The following is a 13,406-nucleotide window of genomic DNA, read 5'->3' on the forward strand; positions in this document are numbered from 1 at the left end:
GCTCTGGCCGGAGCCGGTGCGGATGGTCACGGTCCAGTCGGACGCGCCCGAGACCTGGAAGGTGGTGTTGAAGCGGTCGCCCCAGGAGTCGCCCCGCGTCACGGTCACGGTGCAGGAGCCGTCCCCGCCCGGGTTCTCCCCGGGGCCGCCGGGGGTCCCGCCACCGCTGTTGAGCTGGTCGAGCACGGCGGTGTAGGCGGCCTTCTTGTTCCCGTTGCCGTCGAACAGCAGCGGGGTGCCGGACGCGCGCCACGAGTCGGTGTCCCGCACGCCCCAGACGGTGATGCCGGTGCAGCGCGACACGGCCATGCAGGCCTGGACGACGCCGCGGTACTGCTCGGCTTGGGAGGAGCCGGAACCCTCGATGTCGAGCTCGGTGATCTGCACGTCGACGCCCAGGTCGGCGAAGTTCTGGAGCGTGGTGTGGTAGTTGCTCGGCACCGGGTTGCCCGAGTTGAAGTGGGCCTGGAAGCCGACGCAGTCGATCGGCACCCCCCGCGCCTTGAAGTCGCGGACCATGTCGTACACGGCCTGCGTCTTCGCGTGGCTCCAGTTGTCGGTGTTGTAGTCGTTGTAGCAGAGCTTGGCGCCCGGGTCGGCGGCGCGGGCCGCGCGGAACGCGGCCTCGATCCAGTCGTTGCCGGTGCGCTGCAGGTTCGAGTCGCGGCGCGCGCCGGAGCCGCCGTCGGCGAACGCCTCGTTCACGACGTCCCACGCGTAGATCTTGCCGCGGTAGTGCGTCGCGACCTGCGTCACGTGGTTGAGCATCGCCTGGCGGAGCGCGGAGCCCGACATGTTCTGCATCCAGCCCGGCTGCTGCGAGTGCCAGGCGAGGGCGTGCCCGCGGACCTGCTTCCCCCGGCTCGTCGCCCAGCTGACGATCTGGTCGCCCTGGGAGTAGTTGAAGCTGTTCTGCGACGGCTCCGTCGCGTCCATCTTCATCTCGTTCTCGGCCGTGATCATGTCGAACTCGCGGTTCGCGATGGTCGAGTACGTCGAGTCGGACAGCCTGCCGGCCGCGAGGGCGGTGCCGAAGTAGCGGCCGGACTCGGCGGCCGCGGCCTCGAGGGTGGAGCCGGCCGCCTGGGCGGAGCCCACGCCGACGCCGGTCGTGATGAGCACGGCAAGGAGGGCGCCCAGGGCGGCCGACCTCCTGCCGTTCGTGCTGCGCAAGGGTAGTGCTCGGGTCATCGTCGATCCTCTTCCTCCCGGGGTGGACCTCCGTTGGCCCACCAGCGCGAACAACGTGCGCGAGTGACGCTAGTCACACCGCGAGGAGATAGCAATCGTTATCGATAACGTTTTACGTCGTGGGACAAACGCGACAGCGGTGACACGGCTGCGCGGGTGAGGGTGGAGGCGTCAGGTCTGCGGCGGCGCCGTGCTCTCGCGCACGACGAGCTCGGTCGCGAGATCGAGGCGCTGGTTCATGGGCCGGCCGCCCTTGGCGAGGTCGAGCAGCATGCGCGTCGCCGTCCCCGCCATCTCGTGCAACGGCTGGTGCACGGTGGTCAGCTCGGGGCCGATCCAACCCGCGAGCGGAAGGTCGTCGTAGCCGACGACCGACAGGTCCTCGGGGATCCGTAGGCCGAGCTCGCGCGCGGCGCGCAGGACGCCGAGCGCCTGCATGTCCGACCCCGCGAAGATCGCGGTCGGGCGGTCGGGGAGCGAGAGCAGCGCCTTGCCGTGCTCGTACCCGCCGTCCACGTAGAAGTCGCCGTAGCGCACGAGCCCGGGGTCGACGGCGATCCCCGCCTCGTCGTGCGCGCTGCGGTAGCCGTCGATGCGGGCGCGGCTGCACAGCACGTCCGACGGGCCCGAGATGATCGCGACGCGGCGGTGGCCGAGGCCCAGGAGGTGACGCGTCGCCGAGAGGCCGCCGCTCCAGTTGTTCGACCCCACGGTCGGGACGCCCGCGGGCTGCTCGCCCTCCGTGTCGACCACGACGAACGGGATGGACCGGGTCTCGAGCTGGTGCCGCTGGGACTGGTCGAAGCTCGACAGGACGAGGAGGACGCCGAGCGGGCGGCGGGCGAGGACGGCGTCGAGCCAGTCCTGGGGCGGCCGGTGCTCGCCGCCGAGCTCGGAGAGCACGACGCCGACCTTGGCGGCGGCCGCGGCCTCCTCCACGCCCCGGATGATCTCGATGGACCAGGCGGAGTCGAGCTGGTGGAACACGAGGTCGAGGAGGGGCGTCGGCGTCGCGGGGGCGGACCGCCGGCGTCGGTACTGGTGGCGTTCGAGCGCGGCCTCGACGCGCGCGCGGGTGGACGCCGCGACGTCGGGCCGGCCGTTGAGCACCTTGGACACCGTGGGCACGGACACGCCGGCCTCCGCGGCGATGGACGCGATGGTCGCGGGGCCACCCGTGGCGGCACCCCGGTCCTGCGCTGGCATGGCGCTCCTCGTGCTGGTCGCAACTTTCGAGTCGAACCGTAGCACTTGTGCGTGGCGCTCGTCCGTTGCCGAGGCGGGTGATCTTCGCTGGTATCCCGCGCCTCTTGGCGAGGAAGGCCTCGCAAGCCGTCGTCATCGAACTGTGACCCGAGTCTCGCTTGACGACGCGTCCGTCGTCGGTCTAGCGTCCCGAACCAACGGGTATCGGAACCGTTACCGATACTTTCGAAGACCACGATGCCGTGGACGCCCGGGACACCGGGCGAGGCACGACGACGTGACCGACCCGAGGACCACGATTGACGACGCAGACGACCCCGGCCGCCACCGAGCGGCAGGACGCGACGACCACGCCGCCCTGGCGCGACGTGCGGCTCGCCGCCGGCGAGCGCGCCCGGGCGCTCGCCGCCGCGATGACGCTCGAGGAGAAGCTCGCCCAGCTCGTCGGGGTCTGGGTCGGTGCCGACGCCTCTGGCGGGGGCGTCGCGCCGCACCAGGCGGACATGACGGGCCACGTCCCCACGTGGGAGTCCGTCATCGAGCACGGGCTCGGACAGCTCACCCGCCCCTACGGCACGGCGCCGGTCGACCCGGAGGCCGGGGCCCGTTCCCTGGAGCGGTCGCAGCACGACCTCGTCGACGCGAGCCGGTTCGGCGTCCCCGCCCAGGTGCACGAGGAGTGCCTCGCCGGGTTCGCCACCTGGCGCGCGACCGCCTACCCCGTCCCGCTGTCGTGGGGCGCGAGCTTCGACCCCGAGCTCGTCGAGGCGATGGCCGCGCGCATCGGCGCGAGCATGCGGGCCGCGGGCGTGCACCAGGGGCTCGCGCCCGTGCTCGACGTGACGCGCGACCACCGTTGGGGCCGCACCGAGGAGACCATCGGCGAGGACCCGTACCTCGTCGGGACGGTCGGGGCCGCGTACGTGCGCGGGCTGGAGTCGTCAGGCGTGGTCGCGACGCTCAAGCACTTCGCCGGGTACTCCGCGTCCCGCGCGGGCCGCAACCTCGCGCCCGTCGCGATGGGCCCGCGCGAGTACGCCGACGTCATCCTGCCGCCGTTCGAGACCGCGCTGCGGCACGGCCGGCCCCGTTCCGTGATGCACGCCTACACGGACGTCGACGGCATGCCGTCGGCCGCCGACCGGGGGCTCCTCACCGGCCTGCTGCGCGAGACGTGGGGCTTCGACGGCACCGTCGTCGCCGACTACTTCGGGGTCCGGTTCCTCGAGACCTTGCACAAGGTCGCCGCGGACGGCACCGACGCGGCGCGCCTCGCGCTGCGCGCCGGCGTCGACGTCGAGCTCCCCACGGTCGACGCGTTCGGCCCCGCGCTCGCCGCGGCGGTGCGCCGCGGCGACGTCGAGGAGTCCCTGGTCGACGAGGCCCTGCACCGCGTGCTCCGGCAGAAGGTCGAGCTCGGCCTCCTCGACCCGGGCTGGGAGCCCGTGCCGGACGGCGGCGCCGACCTGGAGCTCGACGACATGGCCGGGCGCGACCTCGCCCTGCGCCTCGCGCGGGAGGCGGTCGTGCTGCTCGCGGACGACGGCGGCGCGCTGCCGCTCGCGACCGGGACGCGCCTCGCCGTCGTCGGCCCGCTCGCGGACGACCCGATGGCGATGCTCGGCTGCTACTCCTTCCCCGCGCACGTCGGCGCCCAGCACCCCGAGGTCGAGACCGGGATCGACATCCCGACGGTCCTCGCCGAGCTCGGGTCGCGCTTCGACGTCGTGCACGCCCGGGGTTGCGACGTCACCGGGACGGACACGAGCGGGTTCGCCGCGGCCGTCGCCGCCGCGCGCGCCGCGGACGTGTGCGTCGTGACCGTGGGGGACCGCGCCGGGCTGTTCGGCCGCGGGACGTCGGGCGAGGGCTGCGACGCGGCCGACCTGCGGCTCCCCGGGGTCCAGGAGGACCTCGTGCGTGCCGTGCTCGCGACCGGGACCCCGGTCGTCCTGCTGCTCCTCACCGGCCGGCCCTACGCGCTGGGCGCGCTCCTCGACGAGCCGACGCCGCCCGCCGCCGTCGTGCAGGCCTTCTTCCCCGGACAGCTCGGCGGCCGGGCGGTCGCCGAGGTGCTCGCCGGGGAGGTGTCGCCGTCGGGCCGTCTGCCCGTGAGCGTCCCGCGCGACCCCGGCGGCCAGCCCGCGACCTACCTGTCCGCACCGCTCGGCCTGCGCTCCGGCGTCTCGAGCGTCGACCCGACGCCCGCCTTCCCGTTCGGCCACGGCCTGTCCTACGCGACGTTCGCGTGGGAGGACGCGCAGGTCGTCGGCGCCGCGGCCGGCGGGCCCGCCCTCTGGCCGGTCGACGGCGAGGCCCGGGTCGAGGTCACCGTGCGCAACACCGGGAGCGTCCCGGGCGCCGACGTCGTGCAGCTCTACCTGCACGACGCGGTCGCCCAGGTGACGCGGCCCGTCGTGCGCCTCGTCGGGTACGCGCGCGTCGCGCTCGACCCGGGTCAGGCCGCGACCGTGTCGTTCGTCGTGCCGGCCGACGTCACGTCCTTCACCGGGTTCGACGGGCACCGGGTCGTGGAGCCGGGCGACGTCGAGCTGCGCGTCTCGCGGTCCAGCACCGACGCCGTCGCGACGCTCCCGCTGCGCCTCGTGGGGCCCGAGCGCGTCGTCGACCACACGCGCCGCCTCGTCACCGACGTGCGGGTCTCCGGGCCCGTGACCGTCCCGGCCGCGCCGGGCACGTACCGCGAGAACGATCACGAGGAGGTGAGCGTGGGATGACCCTGGACCAGGGCCCCGTCGACGTCGGCGAGGCCACCACCGTCGCGAGCGCCGTCGCAGCGGCCGAGCACGCGCGGCCCGGCGAGCCCGCGGGCGACGACGGCGGCCGCGCGCGCCGGTCCGCCCGGCGCCGCAGGGCGGGCAGCGTCCCGTGGCGCGTCGCGCTGCGCAAGGACTGGCGCCTGTACACGTTCCTCGTGGTGCCCGTGCTGTTCCTGCTGGTCTTCCGCTATCTCCCGATGCTGGGGAACGTCATCGCGTTCCGTCGGTTCCGTCCGGGCGGCAGCGTGTTCGGCGACGAGTGGGTCGGGTTCCGCTACTTCGAGATGTTCATCCAGAACCAGCAGTTCTGGCAGGTGTTCTGGAACACCGTCATCCTCGGGCTCCTCACCCTGCTGATCTGCTTCCCGCTGCCGATCGTCTTCGCGCTCCTGCTCAACGAGCTGCGGTCGCGCCGCTTCAAGAAGATCGTGCAGACGGTCTCCTACCTCCCGCACTTCATGTCGATCGTCATCGTGGCGGGCCTCGTGCTGCAGCTCACGTCGGTCAACGGGACGGTGAACCAGATCGTCGAGGCGTTCGGGGGAGACCCGGTCGCGTTCATGCAGCAGCCCGAGTGGTTCCGCACCATCTACGTGTCGTCCGAGGTCTGGCAGACCGTCGGGTGGGGGACGATCCTCTACCTCGCGGCCCTGACGACGATCGACGACCAGCTCTACGAGGCGTCGCGCATCGACGGCGCAAACCGGTGGCAGCAGACGTGGCACATCACCCTGCCAGGCATCCGCCCCACGATGATGGTGCTCCTCATCCTCAACATCGGCTCCTTCATGGCGGTCGGGTTCGAGAAGGTCCTGCTGCTGCAGAACCCGTTGGTCTACTCCACGGGCGACGTCATCTCGACGTACCTGTACCGCGTCGGCATCCAGTCCGCGCAGTTCTCCTACGGGACCGCGATCGGGCTGTTCGAGGCCCTCATCGGGCTCGTGCTCGTCCTCTCCGCGAACGCCGTCTCGCGCCGCCTGACAGGAGCCTCGCTGTGGTGACCGACCCCCTGTCCGCGACGCCGGACCTCACCGCCGTCCGCCGCGAGGGCGGCACGATCAAGGACACGGGCGGGTACCGCGCGTTCCGCGTGATCAACGGCGTCGTCCTCGCGGTCGTGTGCGTCGTGACGCTCTACCCGTTCGTCAACCTCGTCGCGAAGGCGTTCTCGTCGGAGGGCCAGATCGCGGCGGGGAACGTCAACCTGGTGCCGCGCGGGTTCAACGTCCAGACCCTGCAGTACGTGCTCTCCGACGCCATGTTCTGGACCAACTACAAGAACACCGTCGTCTACACGGTCGTCGGCACGCTCATCGCCATGGCGCTCACCACGACGTACGCCTACGCGATCAGCCGGCGCCACCTCAAGGGCCGCAACGCGTTCATCGGCATCGCGGTCTTCACGATGTTCTTCGGTGGCGGCCTGATCCCGAACTACATCCTGGTCGCGGACGTCCTGGGCATGCGGAACACGATGTGGGCCGTCGTGCTGCCGGGCGCCATCTCCGTGTTCAACCTGCTCGTCATGAAGTCGTTCTTCGAGAACTTCCCGACCGAGCTCGAGGAGGCGGCCGCGATCGACGGGCTGTCGACGTACGGGATCTTCGGTCGCATCGTGCTGCCGCTGTCCAAGGCGGTCATCGCGACCATGACGCTCTTCTACGCGGTGGGCATCTGGAACTCGTGGTTCGGGGCGTTCCTGTACCTCGACAAGAAGGAGCTCTTCCCCGTCACCGTCTACCTGCGCAACCTCATCGCCGCGGCGACCGGGCCCGGCTCGCAGGAGGCGGTGCAGATCGGCTCGAACATCCAGTCGGTGACGATGCTGCTCACCGTGCTGCCCATCGTCTGCCTGTACCCGTTCGTGCAGAAGTACTTCGTCTCCGGCGTGATGCTCGGCTCCGTCAAGGGCTGAGCCGCCACGCGCCACCCGCACCACCCCACCGCACCACCCGCACCTCAGCGACGTCAGAGCGACGAAGCTCGAACCCGAGGAGAGAGATGAGAACGATCCGGATCCCGGCCGCCACGGTGGCGACCGCGACCACCCTGGCCCTGGTCCTGACCGCGTGCAGCGGCGGGGGTGGCGACACGCCCGACCCCGAGGAGGGGGGTGGCGCCGTCACGATCGACGCCGAGCACTCCGTCGGCGCCATGGAGGACTTCGAGGTCGGCACGACCTTCCAGGCCACGGAGCCGGTCGACTTCTCGCTGATGTACCGCGACCACCCGAACTACCCGGTGAAGGAGGACTGGTCGATCTTCCAGAACCTGGAGGCCAACCAGAACGTCACCTTCACGCGGACCGACGTCCCGCTGGCCGACTGGGACAACAAGAAGGCGCTGCTCATCGGCGCCGGCGACGCCTCCGACCTCATCCCGGTGACCTACCCCGGCCAGGAGGTCCAGTTCGTCTCCGGCGGGGCGATCCTGCCCGTCTCCGACTACCTCGAGTACCTCCCGAACTTCGCCGACAAGGTGGAGAAGTGGGGCCTCGGCGAGGAGCTCGACGCCAAGCGCCAGGCGGACGGCAAGTACTACCTCCTCCCGGGCCTGCGCGAGATCCCCGACGTGCAGTACTCGGTCGTCGTCAACGACGACCTGTTCCAGAAGGCCGGCATCACCGAGGAGCCGGAGACCTGGGACGAGTTCGCGGAGCAGCTCGCCGCGGTCAAGGCCGCGAACCCCGAGCTGTCGTACGCGATGACCGACCGCTGGACCGACACGCAGCCGCTCGGCGCGATGCTCCAGTACATCGCCCCGAACTACGGCACCGAGGGCGGCTGGGGCTACTCCAACACGTGGTTCGACGAGGAGTCCGGCGAGTTCCAGCTCACCGGCACGACCGACGCGTACAAGGACATGATCACGTACGTCGCCGGCCTGACCTCCGACGGCCTGCTCGACCCCGAGATCACGCAGAACGACGACCAGGCGATCCAGAAGTTCGTCAACGGCGAGGCCGCCGCGATCTCCGGCAACACGCAGGAGATCACGGCCTACCGCAGCAAGCTGGCGGAGGCGGGCAAGGACGTCACGCTGCGCATGATCGTGCTGCCCGACGGGCCGTTCGGCGGGATGCTCGCCGGGAGCCGGCTGTCGTCCGGCCTCATGATCTCGAGCGAGGCGGCCGAGAAGCCGTACTTCAAGGCCCTGCTCCAGTTCGTCGACTGGCTGTACTACTCCGACGAGGGCATCGAGTTCGCCCAGTGGGGCGTCGAGGGCGAGACGTACACGAACGAGGGCGGCACGCGCACGCTCCCGGCCGACATCGGCTGGAACGCGCTCAACCCCGACGCGCCGAAGAAGCTCAACGCCGACTTCGGGTACAGCAACGGCGTGTTCCTGCTCGCCAACGGTTCCTCGAAGGAGCTGCTCCAGTCCGTGATGACCGACGAGACGAAGGCGTGGACCGACGCCGTGCTCGAGCGCAAGGAGATGCTGCCGGTCAAGCCGGCCGCGAGCCTCGACGAGCTCGAGCTCGAGCAGACGTCGCTCCTGGACACGCAGATCAAGGACGCCGTGATGGCGGCGACCGCGGGCTTCGTCACGGGTCAGCGCCCGCTGAGCGAGTGGGACGCCTACGTGTCCGAGATCGACGGGCTCGGCGGTACGCAGCTCATCGACACCTACAACGCGGCGCTCACCCGCTCCGCGGGCTGACGTCCTCCGGCGGGTGCCCCTGGCACCCGCCACCACGGCCCCGCCGTCGCCCGGTCGCCCCACCGGGCGACGGCGGTCCGCCGCCCGCAGCACCCACCGCACCACCCCTCCCCGCTGGAGCATCACCCGTGACACCCACCGTCGTCCCGTCCGAGCCCGTCGCCGTCCTGTCCGACGCGTGGCGCACGTGCGTGGGCACGGGCCGGTTCAACCTCGCGCTGCGCCAGGACTACCAGGAGTCGCTCGCCCTCGTGCAGGCCGAGATCGGCTTCCGGTACATCCGCGGCCACGGCCTGCTGTCCGACGACGTCGGGGTCCACCGCCCGTACGACGTCGCGGGGCACCAGGGCACCCGGTACGCCTTCACCTACGTCGACCAGGTCGTCGACGCCTACCTCGCGCTCGGGGTCAAGCCGTTCCTCGAGCTCGGGTTCATGCCGTCCGGCCTCGCGTCGGGCGACCAGACGGTGTTCTGGTGGAAGGGCAACGTCACGCCGCCGCGCGACCACCGCGAGTGGGCCGCCCTCGTGGCTGCGGTGCTGCGCCACCTGGTCGACCGCTACGGGATCGACGAGGTCCGGACGTGGCCGGTCGAGGTGTGGAACGAGCCCAACCTCGTGAACTTCTGGGAGGGCGCCGACCAGGAGGCCTACCTCCGCCTGTACGAGGCGACCGCGCACGCCGTGAAGAACGTCGACGCCGACCTCCAGGTGGGCGGCCCGGCGATCTCGCCCGGCGCCGACGACTGGTGGGCGCCGTTCGCCGACGCCGTCGCCGCCCGCGACCTGCCGTGCGACTTCGTGTCCTTCCACGCGTACACGACCGGCCCCGCGCAGCACGTCCCTTTCGGCGTCTACCAGACGCTGCGCCACCCGACCGACCTGCTCGACCAGTTCGCGCGCCCCCGCGAGCTCCTCGCCGGGACCCGGCTGGAGGGGCTGTCCGCGCACGTCACCGAGTTCAACACGAGCTACCGCCCCGACAACCCGGTGCACGACACCGCGTACAACGCGGCCGCCCTCGCGCCCGTGCTCGCCGCCGGCGGCGACACGGTGGACTCGTTCTCCTACTGGACGTTCTGCGACGTCTTCGAGGAGGAGAACATCCCCACCGCGTTCTTCCACGGCGGGTTCGGCATGCTCGCCCACCGCCAGGTGCGCAAGCCCACCTACCACCTGTACGCGTTCATGGCACGCATGGGCGCCGACGTGCTCGCGCGCGGCGAGGACCACCTCGTGACGCGCGACGCGACCGGCCGGGTCACCGTCCTCGCGTGGCAGCCCACCGGCGGGACCGACGACCCGACCGAGCCCGAGCGGCACCAGGTGCGGCTGTCGGTCCCCGTGGTGCCGCGGGGTGCGGGGTCCTCGCCACGGCGCGTGTCGGTGCACCGCAGCGTCGTCAACGAGACCGACGGCAACGCCTTCACCGCGTGGCAGCACCTGGGCCGCCCGGCGTCGCCCACCTCACGCCAGCTCGACCTCCTCCACGAGGCCGCCGAGCCCGCCCGGTCGACCACCTCGCTCCCCGTCGAGGGCGGCCGCGTCGACCTCACGCTCACGCTCGCGCGGCACGAGGTCACGCTCGTCGAGATCGACCCCGTGCGCGACGAGACGCCCGCGTGGCTCGACGACGACCGGATCCTCGGTCGGGCCCTCGACGGGGAGAGCGCACGGTGAGCGACGTGACCCGGCCCGCGCCGCCGTCGGGCACGGGCAGGAGCACGGGGTCGCCGCTGCCGGGCGCGCTCGGCCAGGGCACGCTCGGGCGGGCGACCGCGCTCGTCTACTGGTACGTCGTCGTGACGGCCCTGCTCGCGCTCGCGGCGCTGCCGACGCTCGTCCTGCTCCTGCTGCTCGACCGCACGGCGTCCAACGTGCCGCTCGCGGCGCTCGCGGCCCTCCCGCTCGGGCCCGCGCTGTCCGCGGCGCTGTACGCCGTCCGGGCGCGCGAGAACGACGACGAGGTCACACCCGCCCGCACGTTCGTGCGCGGCTACCGCCGCGGGGCGCTCGACGCGCTGCGCGTGTGGGCGCCCGCGCTCGGGGTGCTCGCGGTCGTCGGGGTCGTGCTCGCGAACGCCTCGGCCGCCGGCGTCGGCCCGACGTACGCGGCCGTGCTCGTCGTGATCGCGGCGCTCGCGCTCGTGTGGGGGCTGCACGCCGTCGCGATCGCGACCTGCTTCTCGTTCCGCACGCGCGACGTCGCGCGACTCGCGGCCCACTACCTCGGCCGGACGCCGCTCGTGAGCCTCGGCGTCGTCTCGCTGCTCGTCGCCGCGGCCGGCGTCGCGTGGTTCGCCACGGACGGCGTCCTCGCGCTCGTCGGCGGGGTGTGGGTGTGGTGCTGGTACCGCAACGACCGGCGGATGCTCGACGACGTCCGTGCCCGCTTCACGACCGACTGACCCCGACCCGCCCACCCGAGGAGCCGTCCCCGTCATGACCCCCGCCCGTCTGCCCGCGACCGAGAAGATCCTCTACGGGGGCGACTACAACCCCGAGCAGTGGCCGCGCGCCGTGTGGGACGACGACTACGCCGCGTTCGACGAGGCGTCGATCGACACGGTCACCCTTGCCGTCTTCGGATGGTCGTACCTGCAGCCCGCCGAGGACACCTACGACTTCTCGCGCCTCGACGAGATCGTGGCGCGCGCGGTCGAGGGCGGGCGCCAGATCGTGCTCGCGACCGCGACCGGCGCGCTGCCCCCGTGGCTCGCGCACGCGTACCCCGAGGTGAACCGGACCGACTTCGAGGGCCGCGCGCACGCGTACGGGCAGCGGCACAACGCGTGCCCCAGCTCGCCCGTCTACCGCCGCCTGTCCGCCGAGCTCGCGGGCCGCATCGCCGAGCGCTACGCCGGCACGCCCGGCCTCGTCGCGTGGCACGTGGGCAACGAGTACGGCGGGTACGACGGCGGCTGCTGGTGCGAGCGCTGCGCCGTCGCCTTCCGCGGGTGGCTGCGCGAGCGGTACGGCACCATCGAGCGACTCAACGAGGCGTGGAACGCGACGTTCTGGTCGCACCTGTTCTCCGACTGGGACCAGGTCGTGCCGCCGAACAAGCTCACCGAGCACTGGCGCGGGCCCGACCACACCGCGTTCCAGGGCATCACGCTCGACTACCGCCGCTTCATGACCGACGCGATGCGGCAGAACTTCCGCGACGAGAAGGCCCGCATCCGCGAGCACGACGCGACGACGCCCGTCACGACGAACTTCATGGGCATGTTCCGGCCCCTCGACTACCACCGCTGGGCGGACGACCTCGACTTCGCGTCGTGGGACAACTACCCGCCCGGGCAGCGCGAGCACGCGCGCATGGCGCTCGCGCACGACCTCATGCGCGGGCTCAAGGACGGCGCGCCGTTCTGGGTCATGGAGCAGACGCCGACCATCACCGCCTCGCGCGACGTCAACCCCGTGAAGCGCCCGGGCGTGCTGCGCCTGTGGTCGTGGCAGGCCGTCGCGCACGGCGCCGACGCCGTCCTGTACTTCCAGATGCGGCAGTCGAAGGGCGCGTGCGAGAAGTACCACGGCGCGGTGCTCGACCACGCGGGCCGGCGCGACACGCGCAGCTTCCGCGAGATCGCGGCGCTGGGCGGCGAGCTGCGTGGCCTCGGCGACGCGGTGCTCGGCGCGCGCACGCCCGCGCGGGTCGCGCTGATGTTCGACTGGGACTCCTGGTGGGCCGCCGAGATGACGGACGGCTTCAACCGCCACGCGCGCTACGTCGACACGGTGCTCGCGTACTACCGAGCGCTGTGGCAGGCGAACGCCGACGTCGACGTCGTGCCCGTGACCGCCGACCTGTCGCGGTACGACGTCGTCGTCGCCCCGATGCTGCACCTCCTGAAGGGCGACGTCGCCGCGCGGCTGGAGGACGTGGCCGCCCGGGGCGGCACCGTGCTGTCGTCGTTCTGGGCGGGCCGCGTCGACGAGGACGACAACGCGTTCCTCCTGGACGCGCCTGGGCCGCTCGGCCCGCTGTTCGGCATCCGGGTCGAGGAGACGGACTCCGCCGAGCCGGGGGTCGTGAACCCGGTCGCGCTGCACGACCCCGACCTCGACGACGTCGCCGGTGCCGCCGGGACGCCGGGCAGCGCGGAGGCGCCGCTCGTCGTGGGTGGCGAGCTCGTGTTCGAGGTCCTGGTCCCGCAGGGCGCCGAGGTCGTCGGGACGTACGGCGCCGAGTTCTACGCCGGCACCCCCGCCGTGACGCGGCACCGCGTCGGAGGGACCGACGGCGTCCCCGGCGAGGCCTGGTACGTCGCCACCGCGCTCGACGAGCCGGGCATCGCGTGGGTCGTGCGCCGCGTGCTCGACCGGCACGGCCTGGTCGGCCCCTACGCCGACGTCGCCGACCTCGAGCTCGCCGTGCGTGAGCGCGACGGCGAGCGCACAGCCTTCGTCCTCAACCACGCCACCGAGACGGTCGAGGTCGCCGCCCACGTGTCGGGCACCGACCTGCTCACCGGCCGCCGCATCGAGCGCGGCGAGCCGCTCCGCCTCGCCCCGACGGACGTCGTCGTGCTACGCGAGGACCGCCCCTGACCCCCGAGAT

The 13,406-nt window shown here is 72.2% G+C and carries 9 protein-coding genes; 7 read left to right on the forward strand and 2 right to left on the reverse strand.

Annotated elements, in window-relative coordinates:
- Both ACZ402_RS02105 and ACZ402_RS02110 read right to left on the reverse strand, forming a co-directional pair.
- The coding region (locus tag ACZ402_RS02105) for a glycoside hydrolase family 10 protein (RefSeq protein WP_375822442.1) at positions 1 to 1,191 on the reverse strand (1,191 nt) is incomplete at its 3' end.
- 171 nt (positions 1,192 to 1,362) lie between these two features.
- Positions 1,363 to 2,397, reverse strand: coding sequence for a LacI family DNA-binding transcriptional regulator (locus tag ACZ402_RS02110; protein WP_375822441.1), 1,035 nt, complete (start codon positions 2,395 to 2,397; stop codon positions 1,363 to 1,365).
- A gap of 299 nt (positions 2,398 to 2,696) precedes the next feature.
- Between ACZ402_RS02110 and ACZ402_RS02115 the strand changes: the two genes are divergently transcribed.
- From ACZ402_RS02115 to ACZ402_RS02145, 7 genes are all read left to right on the forward strand, one after another.
- Positions 2,697 to 5,135: a beta-xylosidase/alpha-l-arabinosidase gene (locus ACZ402_RS02115; RefSeq protein ID WP_375822440.1), complete on the forward strand. Its 2,439-nt coding sequence runs from the start codon at positions 2,697 to 2,699 to the stop codon at positions 5,133 to 5,135.
- Positions 5,132 to 6,181: an ABC transporter permease gene (locus tag ACZ402_RS02120; protein ID WP_375822439.1), complete on the forward strand. Its 1,050-nt coding sequence runs from the start codon at positions 5,132 to 5,134 to the stop codon at positions 6,179 to 6,181. Before ACZ402_RS02115 ends, ACZ402_RS02120 begins: the two co-directional genes overlap by 4 nt.
- Entirely contained in the window at positions 6,175 to 7,095 is a 921-nt protein-coding gene (locus tag ACZ402_RS02125) for a carbohydrate ABC transporter permease (RefSeq protein WP_375822438.1), read from the forward strand. Before ACZ402_RS02120 ends, ACZ402_RS02125 begins: the two co-directional genes overlap by 7 nt.
- Before the next feature lie 86 nt (positions 7,096 to 7,181).
- Positions 7,182 to 8,843 carry an ABC transporter substrate-binding protein gene (locus tag ACZ402_RS02130; protein ID WP_375822437.1) on the forward strand — a complete coding sequence of 554 codons (1,662 nt, stop codon included), beginning with the start codon at positions 7,182 to 7,184 and terminating at the stop codon, positions 8,841 to 8,843.
- Positions 8,844 to 8,971: 128 nt separating this feature from the next.
- Positions 8,972 to 10,522 carry a GH39 family glycosyl hydrolase gene (locus tag ACZ402_RS02135; RefSeq protein WP_375822436.1) on the forward strand — a complete coding sequence of 517 codons (1,551 nt, stop codon included), beginning with the start codon at positions 8,972 to 8,974 and terminating at the stop codon, positions 10,520 to 10,522.
- Positions 10,519 to 11,250 (forward strand): glycosyltransferase, encoded by a 732-nt coding sequence (locus ACZ402_RS02140; RefSeq protein WP_375822435.1) that lies wholly within the window; start codon positions 10,519 to 10,521, stop codon positions 11,248 to 11,250. The genes ACZ402_RS02135 and ACZ402_RS02140 overlap by 4 nt, the downstream gene beginning before the upstream one ends.
- Positions 11,251 to 11,284: 34 nt before the next feature.
- Positions 11,285 to 13,396: a beta-galactosidase gene (locus ACZ402_RS02145; RefSeq protein WP_375822434.1), complete on the forward strand. Its 2,112-nt coding sequence runs from the start codon at positions 11,285 to 11,287 to the stop codon at positions 13,394 to 13,396.
- The last annotated feature ends 10 nt before the right edge of the window (positions 13,397 to 13,406 follow it).

The organism is Cellulosimicrobium sp. NPDC030954 (assembly GCF_055571305.1).

Excerpts from the sequence above, each read along its gene's own strand:
- ACZ402_RS02110 (WP_375822441.1), bottom strand. The coding sequence starts at position 2,397 with ATGCCAGCGCAGGACCGGGGTGCCGCCACGGGTGGCCCCGCGACCATC.
- ACZ402_RS02120 (WP_375822439.1), top strand. The coding sequence starts at position 5,132 with ATGACCCTGGACCAGGGCCCCGTCGACGTCGGCGAGGCCACCACCGTC.
- ACZ402_RS02130 (WP_375822437.1), top strand. The coding sequence starts at position 7,182 with ATGAGAACGATCCGGATCCCGGCCGCCACGGTGGCGACCGCGACCACC.
- ACZ402_RS02145 (WP_375822434.1), top strand. The coding sequence starts at position 11,285 with ATGACCCCCGCCCGTCTGCCCGCGACCGAGAAGATCCTCTACGGGGGC.